The organism is Janibacter cremeus (assembly GCF_029395675.1).
Classification (GTDB): domain Bacteria; phylum Actinomycetota; class Actinomycetes; order Actinomycetales; family Dermatophilaceae; genus Janibacter; species Janibacter cremeus_A.
The window spans coordinates 1,262,745-1,280,777 of sequence record NZ_CP115184.1 but is presented as its reverse complement, the minus strand read 5'-3'; the positions used below and the strand labels follow the sequence as shown (position 1 = coordinate 1,280,777).

The window sequence follows — 18,033 nt, the reverse complement described above, 5'->3', positions numbered from 1 at the left end:
GTCAGTTTCCTCGCGTGGCCAGGTGTGCGGCGCCGATGATTCCGGCCTTGTTGCGCAACTTCGCCGGGACGATCTCGGTGCGCAGGTCGAGCAGGGGCAGGAAGCGGTCGGCCTGCTTGCTGACCCCACCGCCGACGACGATGAGGTCCGGTCGGAGGAGCGACTCCAGGTGGCTGTAGTACACCTGCAGGCGCTCGGCCCACTGCTCCCAGTCCAGCCCCTCGCGGTCCCGGACCGACTCCGCGGCGCGGGACTCGGCGTCGTGGCCGTCGATCTCGAGGTGCCCGAGCTCGGTGTTGGGCACGAGCACCCCGTCCATGATCAGCGCCGTGCCGATCCCGGTGCCCAGGGTGGTGAGCACGACCAGACCCCGGTGGCCCTTGGCGGCGCCGTAGTGGAGCTCGGCGACTCCCGCGGCGTCCGCGTCGTTGACGAGGTGGACCGGCCGGCCGAGTCGCTCGCTGAAGAGCCGGTCGGCGTCCAGGTCGATCCAGGCCCGGTCGATGTTCGCCGCGCTGCGCACGACGCCGTGGGCGACCACGGCGGGGAGCGTGATGCCCAGCGGCACGTCGGTGCCGACCGAGAAGTGCTCCGCGATCTGGCCGACCACCTCGCAGACCGCGTCGGGGGTCGCCTCCTCCGGGGTGGCGATCCGTAGTCGGTCCTCGGCGAAGCGTCCCTTGTCGAGGTCGACCGGGGCCCCCTTGATGCCGGAGCCGCCGATGTCGATGCCCAGGGCGTGGTGCGTGGCCATGTCTACCTTCCGACCGTCTCGGGGAGGGTGAGGATCTCGTTGCCGTCCTCGGTGATGAGGATGGTGTGCTCGAACTGGGCGGACCGGCACAGGTCCTTCGTCACCACGGTCCACCCGTCGTCCCACAGGGTCCACTCCGGGGTCCCGAGGTTGAGCATCGGCTCGATCGTGAAGGTCATCCCCGGCTCGATGACGGTGTCGTACGAGGGAGCCGCGTCGTAGTGCGGGATGACCAGCCCGGAGTGGAAGGAGGTGCCGATGCCGTGCCCGGTGTAGTCGCGCACCACCCCGTAGCCGAAGCGGTTCGCGTACTTCTCGATGACCCGCCCGATGACGTTGATCTGCCGCCCCGGCAGGGCCGCCTTGATCCCGCGCATCATCGCCTCGTGCGTGCGCTCGACGAGCAGGCGTGACTCCTCGTCGACGTCACCGGCGAGGAAGGTGGCGTTGGTGTCGCCGTGGACGCCACCGATGAAGCCGGTGATGTCGATGTTGACGATGTCGCCGTCCTCGATCCGCCGGCTGTCGGGGATGCCGTGGCAGATGACCTCGTTGACCGAGGTGCACAGCGACTTCGGGAAGCCCCGGTAGCCGAGCGTCGAGGGGTAGGCGCCGTGGTCCAGGAGGTACTCGTGACCGACGCGGTCCACCTCGTCGGTGGTCGCGCCGGGGACGACGGCGCGCCCGGCCTCGGCGAGCGCGTCCGCGGCGACCCGGCCTGCGGTGCGCATCCGCTCGATGGTCTCGGCGTCCTTGATCTCCGACCCGGCGAAGGGGGTCGGAGCGGCCCTGCCGACGTACTCGGGCCGGGGGATGCCTGCGGGGACGGCGCGGCGGGCGGACACCACGCCGGGGCTGACGGTTGCGGTGGACGCGGACATGCTGTGGAGTCTAGGCAACGGGCGCTGATCGGATGCGCTCCGGTGCGCGGGTGCGCGACCCGCGGGAGAGGACGGCACGACGATGGCGTACTGGTACAACATCGAGACCCGACAGGTCGAGACCGACGAGAACCGCTCGCAGAACGCGGACGTCATGGGGCCCTACGACACCGAGGCCGAGGCCGCGGCCGCACTGCAGACCGCCCGGGAGAACACGGAGAAGTGGGACGAGGAGGAGCGTCGCGAGCGCGAGTGGCGCGAGGGCAGGGCCTGAGGGCCGCTCTCTCCCCCCGGCGGACGATCAGCTCTCGAAGGAGTGCTCCGCCGCCGGGAACGTGCCCTCGGCGACGTCCGCGGCGTAGGCCCGGGCCGCGTCGGAGAGCACGGAGCGCACGTCCGCGTAGCGCTTGACGAAGCGGGGCGTGCGGCCGGCTCCCAGTCCCGCCATGTCCTGCCAGACGAGGACCTGCGCGTCGCAGTCGGCGCCGGCGCCGATGCCGATGGTGGGGATGTCGACCTGCTCGGTCACCGCGGCGGCCGAGTCCGACGTCACCATCTCGATCACCACCGAGAAGGCGCCCGCCGCCTGGACGGCGCGGGCGTCCTCGAGGAGCCGGGCCGCGGCGTTGCCCCGGCCCTGGACCCGGTAGCCGCCCAGCGTGTGCTCGCTCTGCGGGGTGAAGCCGATGTGCGCCATGACGGGGATGCCCCCCTTCGTCAGCCGCTCGATCGTCGGGGCCATCTCGGCCCCGCCCTCGAGCTTGACGGCGTGGGCCAGCCCCTCCTTCATCAGGCGGGCCGCGGAGAGGTAGGCCTGCTCGGGGGAGGCCTGATAGGTGCCGAAGGGGAGGTCGGCCACGACGAGCGCGCTGGAGGCGCCCGTGGCGACGGCCCGGGTCAGCGCGACCATCTCGTCGAGCGTGACCGGGACGGTGGTGTCGTACCCGAAGACGGTGTTGCCGGCCGAGTCGCCGACGAGCAGGACCGGGATGCCGGCCTCGTCGAAGATCTGCGCGGTCTGCACGTCGTAGGCGGTGAGCATCGCCCAGCGCTCGCCGCGCTCCTTCTTGGCCTGCAGGTGCGGGATGCGAACGCGCTTGCGCTGGACGGGGGCGGTGGGGGCGTCCCCGTACGGGGCGGGGGTCTCGGCGGTCGGGGCGGGCGAAGGCGTCGAGGGCGTGCTCATGGCCCCACCCTAAGCCGCCCGTCCGCGGGCCTGCCTCCGCGTGGCGGCCGTCCGGTGTTGGCGGCGGTATGTGGACGTTCCGACACGAATCAGTAAGAGTTTGTTCAGATTTTCCGGCGACCTCTCCCGTGGGCCGACAGATGTTGGTTGAGTGCGCTCACCGCTGTGGCCACCAGCCACACAAAAACAGGAGGATCCGTGAAGAGACGCCACACCCATGTCGTGTCCGGCCTCGCCGCATCCGCTCTCGTGCTCGCGCTCATGCCCCTGTCGGCGAGCGCGCAGGGGGCCGGTGGGGGCGTGCCACCCCAGGAGGACAACCCCTCGTCGGCCCGTGCCGACGACCTGCCCAACCCCCTCGGTGACGCCCAGCGCGCACTGCGCAAGGACGCCGTCACCCAGCTGCTCAAGGGCGAGGCGAAGGTCGTGTCGAAGAACGGCTCGAACGTCATCGCGCTGACCGGCGAGTCCTCCGACAGCTCGGCCGCGAAGGACGGCCGGGGCAAGCCGCCCCCCACGAAGTACGTCCAGTACGACGTCGACCGAGAGGCCTCGGTCTTCACGATCCTCGCCGAGTTCGGCGACCAGACCCTCCCGGCGACCGGGGGCGAGGCCGGTCCCGAGCACAACCAGATCGCCGAGCCGGACCGCGACTGGGACGGTGGCACGACGGACGACAACTCGACCATCTGGACCGAGGACTTCAACCGGGACCACTACATGGACCTGATGTTCGCGGACGGCAAGGAGTCCTTCCGCGACTTCTTCCTCAAGCAGTCCAACGGCCGGTTCATGACCGACGGGGACGTCAGCAACTGGGTCACCGTGCCGTACAACGAGGCCAGGTACGGCCACAACCCGGTGCAGGGCGACGGCACCAGCGTGGCCGACGGCTACTGGAGCTTCATCCAGGACACGGCCGACGCGTGGTACGAGGACCAGAAGGCGCAGGGCAGGACCGACGCCGAGATCCAGGAGTACCTGGGACAGTACGACGTCTGGGACCGCTACGACCACGACGGTGACGGCGACTTCAACGAGCCCGACGGGTACATCGACCACTTCCAGGCCATCCACGCCGGTGAGGGCGAGGAGGCCGGCGGCGGCGCCCAGGGCGAGGACGCCATCTGGAGCCACCGCTGGTACGCCTTCTCCAACGGGATCGGCAAGTCCGGCCCGGAGGGCAACCCGCTCGGCGGTGTGCAGCTCGGTGACTCGGGCATCTGGATCGGTGACTACACGACCGAGCCGGAGAACGGCGGCCTGGGTGTCTTCACCCACGAGTTCTCGCACGACCTCGGTCTGCCGGACCTCTACGACACCGCCGGTGGGGACAACAGCGTCGCCTTCTGGTCGCTGATGTCCTCCGGCTCGTGGCTCAACGACGGCACCGACGACATCGGGTCCAAGCCCGGCTACATGGGTGCCTGGGAGAAGCTGCAGCTCGGCTGGCTCGACTACGACGTGGTCCGGCCCGGCGAGCAGAAGACCGCGCGGCTCGGTCCCGCCGACCGCGACCACAACAAGCTGTCGCAGGCCCTTGCGGTGCTGCTGCCCGAGCAGACCGTGACGACGGAGTACAACACCCCGCGCTCCGGGAGCTACGAGTGGTGGTCCGGTGCGGACAACAACCTCAACAACACGCTCACCCGCGAGATCGACCTGACCGACGCCTCGAGCGCCACGGTCTCCGCGTACATCGCCTCCGAGATCGAGGTCGATTACGACTTCCTCTACACGGAGGTCTCGACCGACGGCGGTGAGTCCTGGACCGAGATCGCGGTCCGCGACGGCGGTGACCTCTCCTGGAACCAGGTGCAGTACGACCTGAGCCAGTTCGTCGGGCAGCCGGTGCAGTTCCGCTGGCGCTACCAGTCCGACGGTGGCCTTGTCATGGACGGTGCCTTCATCGACGACATCGAGGTCGAGGTCGACGGGACCACGGTCTTCGCCGACGACGTGGAGTCCGGGGACAACGGCTGGACCGCGGACGGGTTCACCCGGATGAGCGGCTCCACCGACGAGAAGGTGCAGAACTACTACCTCGCCGAGAACCGCACGTACTCCGGGTACGACCAGTACCTGAAGACGGGCCCGTACAACTTCGGCTGGGGCTCGACCCGACCGAACTGGGTGGAGCGCTTCCCGTACCAAGACGGCATGCTCGTCTGGTACGTCAACAACGCCTACGGCGACAACAACACCAGCCAGCACCCCGGATACGGCCAGGTGCTCCCGGTGGACGCCCGTCCGGCACCGATCGTCTTCGACAACGGCGCGACCCTCGGCAACCGCCGTGCGCCCTTCGACGCGACGTTCGGCACGCAGCGCACGGACGAGGTGACCTTCCACAACAACGGCGTCCCGGAGACGGTCTCCTCGAGGGCGGGTATCCCGCTCTTCGACGACACGGACCCGGAGCGCTACTGGGACGAGGACAGCCCGCTGGCCTCGACGAAGGTCGCCGGGTCGGGCACGACGATCGAGGTCATGTCCGAGCTGTCCCACAAGGACCAGCTGGTCGTCGACGTCAAGGCGGGTACCACCGCCAACTGATCGACCAGCAGGCACACGAGGGGCCCCGCCGGAGCACGTCCCGGCGGGGTCCCTCGCTGCCTGTCCGTGTGCTGCAGCGAATCCCGTCCGGCGGTCCCGCGTGAGGGCGCCCCCGTCGTGGGGCAGGATGGGCGCATGGATCGTCAGCAGGAGTTCGTCCTCCGGACCATCGAGGAACGCGACATCCGGTTCGTCCGGCTCTGGTTCACGGATGTCCTCGGCACCCTGAAGTCAGTGGCCATCGCGCCCGCGGAGCTCGAGGGGGCCTTCGCCGAGGGCATCGGCTTCGACGGGTCGGCCATCGAGGGCTTCACGCGGGTCTACGAGGCGGACATGCTCGCCCAGCCGGATCCGGCGACCTTCCAGGTGCTGCCGTGGCGCGGTGAGTCGCCGGGGACTGCCCGCATGTTCTGCGACATCCACCTGCCGGACGGCACCCCCTCGCTGTCGGATGCGCGCTACGTGCTGCGGCGCACCCTCGACAAGGCGGGGGAGATGGGCTTCACCTTCTACATCCACCCCGAGATCGAGTTCTTCCTGCTCCAGCTGGACAGCGTGCGCACCGGCCGGCCGGTGCCGGTCGACGACGCCGGGTACTTCGACCACGTGCCGAAGGGGGAGGCCCACGACTTCCGCCGCCGGGCCATCACGATGCTCGAGTCGGTGGGGATCTCCGTCGAGTTCAGCCACCACGAGGGCGCACCGGGGCAGAACGAGATCGACCTGCGCTACGCCGACGCGCTCTCCACCGCGGACAACGTCATGACCTTCCGGACCGTCATCAAGGAGGTCGCCCTCGAGCAGGGGGTCTACGCGACCTTCATGCCCAAGGTCTTCGCCGAGCACCCCGGCAGCGGGATGCACACCCACATGTCGCTCTTCGAGGGGGACACGAATGCCTTCTACGAGCCGGGAGCGCCCTACCAGCTGAGCAAGGTCGGTCGGCAGTTCATCGCCGGACTGCTGCGCCACGGTCGGGAGTTCACCGCCGTGACCAACCAGTGGGTCAACAGCTACAAGCGGCTCTGGGGCGGCGGCGAGGCACCCGCCCACCTGACCTGGGGCCACAACAACCGCTCGGCCATGGTCCGGGTGCCGATGTACAAGCCGGACAAGGGCAACTCCAGCCGGGTCGAGCTGCGCAGCCTGGACGCGGCCTGCAACCCCTACCTCGCCTTCGCCGTGATGCTCGCCGCCGGGCTGAAGGGCATCGAGGAGGGCTACGAGCTGCCCGTCGAGACCGAGGACGACGTGTGGGGGCTGACCGACCGCGAGCGCCGCGCGATGGGGATCCGACCGCTGCCGGGGAGCCTCTCCGAGGCCATCGAGGCGATGGAGGAGAGCGAGCTGGTCGCCGAGACCCTCGGGGAGCACGTCTTCGACTTCTTCCTGCGCAACAAGCGCCAGGAGTGGGCCGACTACCGCCACCAGGTGACCCCCTTCGAGCTGGAACGCCTGCTGCCGCGTTTGTGAGCACCCCGTGACCCCGACACAACGTTCCGAACCCACGCTCGCCCGGCGCGGATTCACCGACACCCGCCGCTCCGAGCGCCTGCTCGCCGACCCCGCGCTCGACCTCCCCGAGGGGGCCGAGCAGGACCGGCTGATCCGGGCGCTGACGCGAGCGGCCGATCCGGACGGTGCCCTGCTGGGGCTGGTCCGGGTGCTCGAGTCCGCCGGCGAGGGGGCCGAGGAGCTGCGCAGGGCACTGCGCGAGGACGCGCGGGTGCGCGACCGGGTCGTCGGCGTGCTGGGGGCGTCCACGGCACTCGTGGACCATCTCGTCGCCCATCCCGAGCAGTGGCGCGACGCGGTCGACGCCGAGCCGATGACCCCGGAGGAACGCACCGAGGCCGTGCTCGCGGAGATCGCCGACCCGGGCGAGCTCGAGCCGCAGGACGCGATGCGGGTGGCCTACCGTCGCCAGCTGCTCGGGATCACGGCGATCGACGTCACGGGCGAGGACCCCGTCGCGGACCTGCCGGACACGGCGGCCGCGCTCGCCGACCTGGCCGGGTCGGCGCTCGAGGCCGCCGTGCGCATCGCCGTCGAGGAGCAGGGGGAGCGTGGCGAGCTGGTCCGCTTCGCCGTCATCGGCATGGGCAAGGCCGGGGGCCGGGAGCTGAACTACATCTCCGACGTCGACGTCATCTTCGTCGCCGAGCCGGTCGACGGCGCCGACGAGGCCGCCGCGCTGGAGACCGCAACTCGCATCGCCACCCGGGTGATGCACGTGTGCAGCGACGTGACCGCCTACGGCACGCTGTGGCAGGTCGACGCGGCCCTGCGCCCCGAGGGCAAGCAGGGCCCGCTGGTGCGGACCGTCGCCAGCCACCGCACGTACTACGAGCGGTGGGCCAAGACGTGGGAGTTCCAGGCACTGCTCAAGGCCCGCCACCTCGCCGGCGACGCGAGCCTGGGCGCCGAGTACCTCGCCGAGGTCGGCCCGCTCGTGTGGCAGGCGGCATCGCGCGAGGACTTCGTCGTCGACGTCCAGGCGATGCGCCGGCGCGTCGAGGAGCACATCCCCCGTGCCGAGGCGAAGCGACAGCTCAAGCTCGGCCCCGGTGGGCTGCGCGACGTGGAGTTCTCCGTCCAGCTCCTCCAGCTCGTCCACGGCCGCACCGACGAGGGCCTCCGCTCGCGCACCACGCTGGAGGCCCTGGCGGCGCTGTCCGCAGGTGGGTACGTCGGCCGCGACGACGCCGTCGTCCTCGACGAGGCCTACCGCGTGCTGCGCACCATCGAGCACCGGGTGCAGCTGCACCACCTGCGGCGCACCCACCTCATGCCGACGTCGGAGGCCGACCTGCGCCGCCTCGGACGCTCGCTCCTGCTGTGGGACGAGCCGCAGACGAAGATCGTGGCCCTGCGCGCGCGGCACTCGCGCGAGGTGCGTCGCCTCCACCAGCGCCTCTTCTACCGCCCGCTGCTCTCGGCCGTCGCGCGACTGAGCGCGGCCGAGGCTCGGCTCACCCCGGACGCGGCCCGGGAGCGTCTGAGCGCGCTCGGCTACCGCGACCCGGCCGGTGCCCTGCGGCACATCGAGGTCCTCACCGAGGGCATGAGCCGCCGGGCGGCCATCCAGCGCCAGCTGCTGCCGGTGATGCTCGAGTGGTTCGCCGAGATGGCCGACCCGGACGCCGGCCTGCTCGCGTTCCGCAAGGTCAGCGAGGAGCTCGGCGCCACCCACTGGTACCTGCGCCTGCTCCGCGACGAGGGGGAGGCCGCGCAGATCCTCGCCCACGCGCTGGGCGCCAGCCGCTTCGCCGGGGACCTGCTGCTCGTCAGCCCGGAAGCGGTGCAGATGCTCGGGGAGGGGGACGGCCTGCGACCCCGCACCCGCGAGGAGCTGCTGCGGCGGATGCGCTCGGCCGCCGGACGCAAGGACTCCACGGACTCCGCGGTCGCAGCGATCCGGGCGATCCGGCGCGCGGAGATCTTCCGCATCGCCGTCGCCGACCTCGAGGACCGGCTCGCGCTCGACCTCGTGGGGGAGGCGCTGACCGAGGTCAGCGAGGCGACGATCGAGGCCTCCCTCGAGGTGACCGCCGCCCACGTGGCCGCGCAGCGCGGCGAGGCCCTCGGGACCGACATCGTCATCATCGGGATGGGACGCCTCGGCGGTCGTGAGCTGGGCTACTCCTCCGACGCGGACGTGCTCTACGTCCACGAGCCGCACCCGGGTGTCGACGAGCAGGCCGCCCAGGAGGCCGCGCTCGCCGTCGTCACCGAGCTGCGGCGACTCCTCGGCGCGGCGGGGTCCGATCCGCCGCTCGGGCTGGATGCGGACCTGCGGCCCGAGGGCAAGAACGGCCCGATGATCCGCTCCCTGGCCTCGTACGCCGCGTACTACGAGCGCTGGTCGCACACGTGGGAGGCCCAGGCGCTGCTGCGGGCCCGGGTGGTGGCCGGGGATGTGGCCCTCGGGGAGCGCTTCATCACCCTCGTCGACCCCATCCGGTGGCCGGAGGGTGGTCTGGACCAGCGCCAGGTCCGCGAGGTGCGGCGTCTCAAGGCACGTATGGAGGCCGAGCGACTGCCCCGCGGCGCCGACCGTCGGGCCCACTTCAAGCTCGGGATGGGCGGCCTCTCGGACGTCGAGTGGTCGATCCAGCTGATCCAGCTGCAGCACGCCTACGAGCACGCCGGACTGCGCACGCCCCGGACGCTGCCGGCCATGACCGCCGCGGTCGAGGCAGGGCTGCTCTCGGAGGAGGACGAGCTCGTGCTCCGGGAGGCCTGGTCGATGGCCTCGCTGCTGCGCAACGCGGGGATGCTCTTCCGCGGGCGTCCGGTCGACTCGGTCCCCTCGAACCTGCTCGAGGCGGACGGGGTCGGGCGGATCGTCGGGATGGAGCCGCAGTCCGGGCTGGCGCTCGCCGAGTCCTACCGTCGTACCGCCCGGCACGCACGCCACGTGGTCGACCGCGTCTTCTACGGCGAGGAGTGATCCCGGCCACACGCGGGCCGGGTGCCGGTGAGACGCGGGACTGAGTGTCCGCGCGGCGAATCTAGACTGGTCCCATGCTCGCCACGATCGACCTGCGTTCCCAGCCCCTCGGCGCCCGGGACCTGCGTGCTGCCCTGCCGCGCGCCGAGTACGACGTCGAGGCCGCCCTCAGTGCGGTCCGGCCCATCTGCGACGAGGTGCATGACCGTGGCGCCGCCGCGCTCTACGACTTCGCCGAGCGCTTCGACGGGGTGCGCCCGACCTCCCTTCGCGTCCCGCAGGACGTCCTCGAGGCGGCGGTCGAGGCGCTCGACCCGGACGTGCGGGCCGCCCTCGAGGTGTCCATCGACCGGGCCCGCACCGTGCACGCGGCCCAGCGCCGGTCCGAGACGACCACCCAGGTCGTGCCCGGCGGCGTCGTCACCGAGCGGTGGGTCCCCGTCGAGCGGGTCGGCCTCTACGTCCCCGGCGGCCGGGCGGTCTACCCCTCCTCGGTCGTGATGAACGTCGTGCCCGCGCAGCTGGCGGAGGTCGGCTCCGTCGCCGTCGCCAGTCCGCCGCAGAAGGAGAACGTCGGCGTCTTCGCGGGCTATCCGCACCCGACGATCCTCGCCGCGTGCGCCCTCCTCGGCGTCGACGAGGTCTGGTCCATGGGCGGGGCGCAGGCCGTGGCCGGCTTCGCGCACGGCTTCGTCGACGAGGGCGAAGGGGGAGAGTGCCAGCCGGTCAGCCTCGTCACCGGTCCCGGCAACGTCTACGTCGCCGCCGCCAAGCGGCTGCTCAAGGGTCTCATCGGCATCGACGCCGAGGCCGGACCGACCGAGATCGCGATCCTGGCCGATGCCGGTGCCGACCCCGAGTACGTCGCCGCCGACCTGATCAGCCAGGCCGAGCACGACCCGCTGGCCGGGTCCGTCCTCGTCACCGACTCGACCGAGCTCGCCGATGCCGTCGCCGCGGTCGTGGAGCGTCGTGCTGCCGCGACCAAGCACAGCGAGCGGGTCGCCGAGGCACTGGGCGGTCGCCAGTCCGCCATCGTCCTCGTCGACGACCTCGATGCCGGGCTGCGCGTCGTCGACGCGTACGCGGCAGAGCACCTCGAGGTCATCACCGACGACGCCGCAGCGGTCGCCGCCCGCGTGCGCAACGCCGGTGCGATCTTCGTCGGCCCCTGGTCCCCGGTCAGCCTCGGCGACTACGCCGCCGGGTCCAACCACGTCCTGCCGACCGGGGGCAGCGCGGCGCACAGCAGCGGCCTGTCGGTCCAGTCCTTCCTCAAGGGCATCCACGTCGTGGAGTACACCCGTGAGGCCCTCGCCGACGTCGGCCCGCACGTGCTCGCCCTCGCCGACGCCGAGGACCTGCCCGCCCACGGTGAGGCCGTGTCCGCACGCACGACGAGGGAGGGGCAGCGGTGAGCGAGATCGAGCAGCTGCTGCGGCCCGAGCTGAGGGGACGTACCCCCTACGGCGCGCCGCAGCTCGACGTCGACGTCCAGCTGAACACCAACGAGTCCTCCTACCCCGTCCCCGACGAGGTCGTCCGGGCCGTCGTCGCCGAGCTGGCGGAGGAGCTGTCGGGGCTCAACCGGTACCCCGACCGTGAGTTCACGGCCCTGCGCAAGGCGCTCGGGGACTACCTGGCACGGCAGTCGGGCGTCACCTTCCGCCCCGAGCAGCTGTGGGCCGGTAACGGCAGCAACGAGGTGCTGCAGCACCTGGTCCAGGCCTTCGGCGGTTCCGGGCGCATCGCACTGGGGTTCACCCCTGCCTACTCGATGCACCCGATCATCACCGAGACCCTCGGGACCCGGTGGGTCGACGGGCAGCGCGATGCGCAGACCTTCGACCTCACCGTCGAGTCGGCGGTGCAGCAGGCGACGGAGGTCGACCCGCACCTGGTCTTCCTCTGCTCGCCCAACAACCCGACCGGGACGGCCCTGCCCTTCGAGGTCATCGAGGCGATGCTCGAGGCCGCTCCGCGCGCCCTCGTGATCGTCGACGAGGCCTATGCGGAGTTCGCGCGCCCGGGCACGCCGACCGCGCTGTCGCTGCTCGCCGGCCACCCGCGGCTGGTCGTCACCCGCACCATGAGCAAGGCCTTCACGCTCGCCGGTGGCCGTCTCGGCTACCTCGCAGCGAACCCCGACGTCGTCGACGCCCTCCGCCTGGTGCGCCTGCCATACCACCTGTCCACACCCACCCAGACGATCGCCCGCGTCGCGCTCGAGCACGCCGACCTCCTCCTCGAGACGGTCGAGGCGATCAAGGCACAGCGCGACCGCATCGTCACCGAGCTCTCCGGGCTCGGCCTGACGCCCGTACCGAGCGATGCCAACTTCGTCCTCTTCGGTGGGCTCGCCGATGCCCCGGCCACGTGGCAGGCTCTGCTCGACGAAGGGATCCTCGTCCGCGACGTCGGCATCCCGAACCACCTGCGCGTCACGGCGGGCACGCCGGAGGAGACGAGCCGGTTCCTGACGGCGATGGCCAGGCTGGCCCCCGCCCACACGTCGACGAAGGAGAACCCGTGAGCAGCCAGTCCCGCACCGCCACGGTGCGCCGAGGTACGTCCGAGTCCCGCGTCGAGGTGACCGTGGACCTGGACGGCTCCGGCGTGGGCGACGTCTCGACCGGGGTCCGCTTCTACGACCACATGCTGCTGTCGCTGGCCAAGCACAGCCTCATCGACCTCACCGTGCACGCCGACGGTGACGTCGACGTCGACGCGCACCACACCGTCGAGGACGTCGCGATCGTCCTCGGCCAAGCGGTCCGTGAGGCCCTCGGTGACAAGAGGGGGATCAGTCGGTTCGGCGACGCCACCGTCCCGCTCGACGAGGCGCTCGTCCACGCCGTCGTCGACGTCGCCGGTCGCCCCTACGTCGTGCACACCGGAGAGCCCGCCGGTCAGGAGCACGTGATCATCGGTGGCAACTTCGTCGGGTCGCTGACCCGCCACGTCCTCGAGTCCTTCGCGTACAACGCGGGGATCGCCCTGCACGTGCGTGTCCTCGACGGGCGCGACCCGCACCACATCGTCGAGGCGCAGTTCAAGGCCCTCGCCCGGGCACTGCGGACGGCGGTGGCCCACGACCCGCGCGTCAGCGGCATCCCGAGCGCCAAGGGCGCGCTCTAGGATCGGCCCGTCATGAGCACCGCCGGCAGGGGAGTGGTCTGCCTCTCCGCGACCGCGGCCAGCGCCGCCGACTGGGTGCGCCGCGGGGTCGTCCCGTGCCACGTCCTCGAGCACGCGTCGTGGTCGGTCGTCGTCCCGGCGAGGGCGGCCTCCGCCGCTGCGGCGCCGTACGACGATGCCCTGACCGTGTTGGCCTCCCGGCACGTCGGACCCCGGCTGAGCCCGGCCATCGGCCTCTTCCGCTTCGACGACGTCGCCGTGGTGACCGCACGCGCCGCCGGTCGCGCACAGACGCGATGGGCCCTGCGCGATGCCGACGGCAGGGTCGTCGGGGGTCCGGACCTGCCGCCGCTCTCGCCCGACGACCTGCACCGCGCCCTGGCCAGCGGCGCCCCCGCCCGTCGGGTACCCGTGCGCGAGGTCCGCGACTTGTGGCGGCGGGGCGATCTGTCGCACGATGAGTGGCTCGTCGAGGTGACCGCGGTCCTGGGGCTGCCCGGTGGTCGCGTCCTCGACGGCACCGACACCCACCTCGGTCCGGTGATCGCGCCCCACGCCCGATCGGTGACCGGCTTCGAATCCGTCGTCAAGGATGTGCACCAATGACCATGCCTCGCGTCGCCGTGCTCGACTACGGCTCCGGCAACGTGCACTCCGTCGTGCGTGCCCTCGGCCACGTCGGGGCGGACGTCGAGCTGACGGCCGACCGCGAGCGCGTCGTCTCGGCGGACGGTCTCCTCGTCCCCGGGGTCGGCAACTTCCATGCCTGCATGGCCGGGCTCGAGGCCGTGGACGGCGCGGCCCTCGTCGACGCCCGACTCGCGGGCGGGCGACCGGTCCTCGGCGTGTGCGTCGGGATGCAGGTGATGTTCGACGGGTCGGACGAGCCGAGCGGGAGCGCGCCACCCCGGCCCGGCCTGGCGCAGTGGCCCGGCACGGTCAGCCGGCTCCGCGCCCCCGTCGTCCCCCACATGGGCTGGTCCACGATCACCGCGGCCGAGGGCAGTGTGCTCTTCTCGGGGATCGAGGAGGAGCGCTTCTACTTCGTCCACTCCTACGCGGTGGTCGACTGGGTCCTGCGCGTCGCGCCCGGAGGGCTGGCCGCAGCCGCCCCCCGCGTCACGTGGAGCGAGCACGGGTCCCCCTTCGTCGCGGCCGTCGAGAACGGCCCGTTGTCCGCAACGCAGTTCCACCCGGAGAAGTCCGGGGACGCGGGACTGCACCTTCTGAAGAACTGGGTGATGTCACTGTGACCACGACCGAGACCCCGCGGCTGGAGCTGCTTCCTGCCGTCGACGTGCGTGGGGGGCGGGCCGTGCAGCTGCAGCAGGGCATCTCCGGCTCCGGCTGGGACTTCGGCGACCCCCTGCAGGCCGCGCAGGCCTGGCAGGAGCAGGGGGCCGAGTGGATCCACCTCGTCGACCTCGACGCGGCCTTCGGCGAAGGGAGCAACCGTGACCTGCTCTCGGGGATCGTGGGTGGGCTGGACCTGAAGGTCGAGCTGAGCGGCGGCATCCGTGACCAGGACTCGCTGACGGCGGCGCTCGACTCCGGGTGCGCCCGGGTCAACCTCGGCACCGCCGCGCTGGAGAACCCCGAGTGGACGGCCCGGGCCATCGCCGAGCACGGCGACCGGATCGCCGTCGGTCTGGACGTGCGGGGCACGACTCTTGCCGCGCGGGGCTGGACCCGCGACGGCGGCGACCTGTGGGAGACGCTCGCCCGCCTCGACTCCGAGGGGTGCTCCCGCTACGTCGTCACGGATGTGGCGAAGGACGGGATGCTCGCCGGGCCCAACCTCGAGCTGCTGCGCAGCGTCTGCGAGGCCACGTCGGCGAAGGTCGTCGCCTCCGGTGGCGTGACCACCCGGGAGGACGTCGTGGCCCTGCGCGAGCTGGTCCCCGTCGGGGTCGAGGGCGCCATCATCGGCTCGGCGCTCTACAAGGGCACGGTGACCCTCACCGAGGCCCTCGACGCGGCAGGCCGGCCATGACGACGCCCGGCGACTCGGCCGGAGTCCCGTGGCAGGGCCGCGAGCTCCCCACGGGCGGCTTCGCGGGCGACACCGGTACCGCCGACCCCCGGCTGATGCGGGCCCTGACCACGGGGGGCGAGGACGACGTGATGCGCGCGTTGGCGACGGCCCGCCTCCTCGTCCCCGTCACCGCCGTCGCCGGCGAGCTTGGCGAGGGCGCGGACGGCCACGTCTCCGACAAGGAGGCGGACATGGCCGTCGCCCTGCTGGACCACCCTGACGGCCGCAGGGCGCTGCCCGTCTTCACCTCGATGGAGGCCCTCGCGGCCTTCAGCACCTCGATGCGGCCCGTGGCCGTCGAGGCCCCCAGGGCGGCGCAGGCCGCGGTGAGCGAGCGCGCCGACCTCATCGTGCTCGACTGCGCGAGCGAGCAGGCCTTCGAGGTGCGTGCCTCGATGGTCTGGGCGCTGGCCCAGCAGCGGGAGTGGTTGCCGGCCCACGAGGACCCCTTCGTCGAGGACGCCGTCGCTCGGGTGTGCAGCACCCGCGCGGAGGTCAGCGGACACGCCCTGTCCGCGGGGGCCCCGGACGGCCAGGGCGTGCTGCAGGTCGAGCTGTCGCTCGTCCCGGGCCTCACCCAGGAGGGGATCGAGCAGCTCGTCACGTCGATCGCCGAGGAGCTGGCCACCGATGGCGAGCTGCGTGCCCGGGTCGACGGGCTGAGCTTCACCATCACCTGATTTCCTGCTCCGGCGAGGTCGCTGCTATCGTTGGCGGTGACCGGTCATCGTCCTCGTGACGGTGACGCAAGAGGAGCCTCGCTTCCCACCCGCGACGACCACATGGTTGCCGGGTCTCAGGTCTCGGTGCGGTACGAGCCGCCGGCGGTCCCCGTCGACAGCTCGTGGGCGTCGTGCTCTGGTGAGGCTCCTCGCAATCGGCGAGGAGCCTTTCTTCGTCGGTGGCGGGAGTGACACACCGAGTTAAGGAGCAGCACATCAGCGAGCCTCGCATCAATGACCGAATCCGCGTCCCAGAGGTGCGGTTGGTCGGCCCCAACGGGGAGCAGGTCGGCATCGTCCGCGTGGAGGACGCCCTCCGGCTCGCTGCCGAGGCGGACCTCGACCTCGTCGAGGTCGCTCCGATGGCCAAGCCGCCCGTCGCCAAGCTCATGGACTTCGGCAAGTACAAGTACGAAGCCGCCATGAAGGCGCGTGAAGCGCGCAAGAACCAGGTCAACACGGTCATCAAGGAGATCAAGCTCCGGCCGAAGATCGACAGCCACGACTACGGCACCAAGAAGGGCCACGTCGAGCGCTTCCTCAGTGCCGGGGACAAGGTCAAGGTGACGATCATGTTCCGCGGCCGCGAGCAGTCCCGCCCCGAGCTGGGCTTCCGGCTGCTGCAGCGCCTGGCCGAGGACGTCGTCGAGCTCGGCACCGTCGAGTCCGCGCCGAAGCAGGACGGACGCAACATGGTCATGGTGCTCGGCCCGACGAAGAAGAAGTCCGAGGCCCGCGCCGAGGCACGCCGCAAGAAGGACGACCAGGCTGCCGCCAAGGCAGCAGCCGAGAGCAAGGACAGCGACGCCCCGGCCGAGTCCTGAGCCGGCACAGAGACCAGCACAGCAACACGAAGGAGATCGGCGACATGCCGAAGAACAAGACGCACAGCGGTGCGAAGAAGCGCTTCCGGGTCACCGGCTCGGGCAAGATCATGCGCGAGCGGGCCAACCACGTCCACAAGTTCCACGAGAAGACCCCGCAGCACGCGCGGCGCCTCGCGAGCGACGTCCAGGTCGCCAAGGCCGACGAGAAGAAGATCAAGAAGCTGCTCGGTCGCTGACCTGAGCCTCTTTTCCCCCATACCTGAAGGAGTACTCACGTGGCACGCGTGAAGCGGGCGGTCAACGCCCACAAGAAGCGCCGGGTCGTTCTCGAGCGCGCCAGCGGCTACCGGGGCCAGCGGTCCCGCCTCTACCGCAAGGCCCGGGAGCAGGTCACCCACTCGCTGGAGTACAGCTACCGTGACCGTCGCGCCAAGAAGGGCGACTTCCGTCGCCTGTGGATCCAGCGCATCAACGCCGGCGCCCGCGCCAACGGCATGACCTACAACCGGTTCATCCAGGGTCTGCGCGCCGCCGAGGTCGAGGTCGACCGTCGGATGCTCGCCGAGCTCGCGGTCAACGACGAGGCGGCCTTCGCCGCCCTCGTCGAGGTGGCCAAGAGCAACACCCCGGCCACCGACGCCAAGGCGCAGGTCTGAGCGACCACTCCGAACGCCGGGAGCGCCCACCCCTGACCAACCCCGCCGCCGAGCGGGTGAAGCAGGTCCGTGGGCTCTCCCGGCGTTCTGTGCGTCGGCGCACCGGCCGTGTCCTCGTCGAGGGCCCGCAGGGGGTGCGCGAGGCGGTGCGCTTCGCGCCCGACCGCATCCGCGATCTCTACGTCACTGCGGAGGGTGCGCAGCGCTACGCCGAGTTCGTCGAACCGGCCCGCGAGCACGGCGTCGTGGTCCACGAGACGAGCGAGGAGGTCCTCGCCGCCATGTGCGACGCCGACACTCCCCAGGGCACCGCGGCCGTCGTCGACTGGGCGCCGTCGACGCTCGCCTCCGTGCTCGCCGCTCGGCCGCGGTTGCTCGTCCTGCTCAGCCACGTGCGCGACCCCGGCAACCTCGGCACCGTCATCCGTGGCGCGGATGCGGCCGGTGCCGACGCGGTCCTCGTCAGTGACGGGTCGGTCGACGTCACCAGCCCCAAGGTCGTGCGCTCCACCGCCGGGTCGATCTTCCACCTGCCGGTCGTCACGGGCCTCGACATCGGTGCGACCCTGTCCGCCCTGGACGACGCCGGCGTGCGCCGGCTGGCTGCCGACGGGGTGGGGGAGCGCACCATCGACGAGGTCGACCTGTCCGGCCCGCACGCCTGGGTCATGGGCAACGAGGCGTGGGGTCTGCAGGCAGGCACCCGCGACGCGTGCGACGAGGTCGTCCGCGTCCCGATCCACGGCCACGCCGAGTCGCTCAACCTCGCGATGGCCACGACGATCTGCCTCTACGCCTCGGCCCGGGCGATGCACGCCTGACGCA

The 18,033-nt window shown here is 71.5% G+C and carries 18 protein-coding genes; 15 read left to right on the top strand and 3 right to left on the bottom strand.

Features of this window, described 5'->3' with window-relative positions; all coding sequences use genetic code 11:
• Nucleotide 1: 1 nt before the first annotated feature.
• Nucleotides 2-754: a polyphosphate--glucose phosphotransferase gene (gene ppgK / locus O9K63_RS05890; RefSeq protein ID WP_277241426.1), complete on the bottom strand. Its 753-nt coding sequence runs from the start codon at nt 752-754 to the stop codon at nt 2-4.
• A gap of 2 nt (nt 755-756) precedes the next feature.
• Nucleotides 757-1,653: a type I methionyl aminopeptidase gene (gene map / locus O9K63_RS05885; protein ID WP_431190362.1), complete on the bottom strand. Its 897-nt coding sequence runs from the start codon at nt 1,651-1,653 to the stop codon at nt 757-759.
• Nucleotides 1,654-1,717: 64 nt separating this feature from the next.
• On the opposite strand from map, the gene O9K63_RS05880 reads away from it, so the two are divergent.
• Nucleotides 1,718-1,909 (top strand): methionine aminopeptidase, encoded by a 192-nt coding sequence (locus tag O9K63_RS05880; protein ID WP_277241422.1) that lies wholly within the window; start codon nt 1,718-1,720, stop codon nt 1,907-1,909.
• A 27-nt stretch (nt 1,910-1,936) separates the two neighbouring features.
• On the opposite strand, the gene panB is transcribed toward O9K63_RS05880, so the two are convergent.
• Nucleotides 1,937-2,821: a 3-methyl-2-oxobutanoate hydroxymethyltransferase gene (gene panB / locus O9K63_RS05875; protein ID WP_277241420.1), complete on the bottom strand. Its 885-nt coding sequence runs from the start codon at nt 2,819-2,821 to the stop codon at nt 1,937-1,939.
• 198 nt (nt 2,822-3,019) lie between these two features.
• On the opposite strand from panB, the gene O9K63_RS05870 reads away from it, so the two are divergent.
• The 14 genes from O9K63_RS05870 to O9K63_RS05805 all read left to right on the top strand — a co-directional run bounded on the left by O9K63_RS05870 (nt 3,020) and on the right by O9K63_RS05805 (nt 18,029).
• The gene (locus O9K63_RS05870; RefSeq protein WP_277241418.1) at nt 3,020-5,377 is read left to right on the top strand and encodes an immune inhibitor A domain-containing protein; all 2,358 of its coding nucleotides are present in this window, start codon (nt 3,020-3,022) and stop codon (nt 5,375-5,377) included.
• A gap of 135 nt (nt 5,378-5,512) precedes the next feature.
• Nucleotides 5,513-6,850, top strand: coding sequence for a glutamine synthetase family protein (locus tag O9K63_RS05865; RefSeq protein ID WP_277241416.1), 1,338 nt, complete (start codon nt 5,513-5,515; stop codon nt 6,848-6,850).
• 7 nt (nt 6,851-6,857) lie between these two features.
• The gene (locus tag O9K63_RS05860; RefSeq protein WP_277241414.1) at nt 6,858-9,830 is read left to right on the top strand and encodes a bifunctional [glutamine synthetase] adenylyltransferase/[glutamine synthetase]-adenylyl-L-tyrosine phosphorylase; all 2,973 of its coding nucleotides are present in this window, start codon (nt 6,858-6,860) and stop codon (nt 9,828-9,830) included.
• Between the two features lie 74 nt (nt 9,831-9,904).
• A complete protein-coding gene (gene hisD, locus O9K63_RS05855; RefSeq protein ID WP_277241412.1) occupies nt 9,905-11,248 on the top strand; it encodes a histidinol dehydrogenase in 1,344 nt (447 codons plus the stop codon).
• Complete coding sequence (locus O9K63_RS05850; protein ID WP_277241410.1) at nt 11,245-12,363, top strand: histidinol-phosphate transaminase; 1,119 nt, start codon at nt 11,245-11,247, stop codon at nt 12,361-12,363. Before hisD ends, O9K63_RS05850 begins: the two co-directional genes overlap by 4 nt.
• A complete protein-coding gene (gene hisB, locus O9K63_RS05845) occupies nt 12,360-12,968 on the top strand; it encodes an imidazoleglycerol-phosphate dehydratase HisB (protein WP_277241408.1) in 609 nt (202 codons plus the stop codon). The genes O9K63_RS05850 and hisB overlap by 4 nt, the downstream gene beginning before the upstream one ends.
• 12 nt (nt 12,969-12,980) lie before the next feature.
• The gene (locus O9K63_RS05840) at nt 12,981-13,574 is read left to right on the top strand and encodes a hypothetical protein (protein WP_277241406.1); all 594 of its coding nucleotides are present in this window, start codon (nt 12,981-12,983) and stop codon (nt 13,572-13,574) included.
• Nucleotides 13,571-14,221: an imidazole glycerol phosphate synthase subunit HisH gene (hisH, locus tag O9K63_RS05835; RefSeq protein WP_277241404.1), complete on the top strand. Its 651-nt coding sequence runs from the start codon at nt 13,571-13,573 to the stop codon at nt 14,219-14,221. The genes O9K63_RS05840 and hisH overlap by 4 nt, the downstream gene beginning before the upstream one ends.
• Nucleotides 14,218-14,961, top strand: coding sequence for a bifunctional 1-(5-phosphoribosyl)-5-((5-phosphoribosylamino)methylideneamino)imidazole-4-carboxamide isomerase/phosphoribosylanthranilate isomerase PriA (gene priA, locus O9K63_RS05830; protein ID WP_277241402.1), 744 nt, complete (start codon nt 14,218-14,220; stop codon nt 14,959-14,961). Before hisH ends, priA begins: the two co-directional genes overlap by 4 nt.
• On the top strand, nt 14,958-15,683 hold the full coding sequence (locus O9K63_RS05825) for an SseB family protein (RefSeq protein ID WP_277241400.1): 726 nt from the start codon (nt 14,958-14,960) through the stop codon (nt 15,681-15,683). The genes priA and O9K63_RS05825 overlap by 4 nt, the downstream gene beginning before the upstream one ends.
• A gap of 257 nt (nt 15,684-15,940) precedes the next feature.
• Nucleotides 15,941-16,549 carry a translation initiation factor IF-3 gene (infC, locus tag O9K63_RS05820; protein ID WP_277242273.1) on the top strand — a complete coding sequence of 203 codons (609 nt, stop codon included), beginning with the start codon at nt 15,941-15,943 and terminating at the stop codon, nt 16,547-16,549.
• Between the two features lie 44 nt (nt 16,550-16,593).
• Nucleotides 16,594-16,788 carry a 50S ribosomal protein L35 gene (gene rpmI / locus O9K63_RS05815; RefSeq protein ID WP_277241398.1) on the top strand — a complete coding sequence of 65 codons (195 nt, stop codon included), beginning with the start codon at nt 16,594-16,596 and terminating at the stop codon, nt 16,786-16,788.
• Between the two features lie 39 nt (nt 16,789-16,827).
• The gene (gene rplT, locus O9K63_RS05810; RefSeq protein ID WP_277241396.1) at nt 16,828-17,208 is read left to right on the top strand and encodes a 50S ribosomal protein L20; all 381 of its coding nucleotides are present in this window, start codon (nt 16,828-16,830) and stop codon (nt 17,206-17,208) included.
• A 56-nt stretch (nt 17,209-17,264) separates the two neighbouring features.
• On the top strand, nt 17,265-18,029 hold the full coding sequence (locus O9K63_RS05805; RefSeq protein WP_277241394.1) for a TrmH family RNA methyltransferase: 765 nt from the start codon (nt 17,265-17,267) through the stop codon (nt 18,027-18,029).
• Nucleotides 18,030-18,033 lie beyond the last annotated feature (4 nt).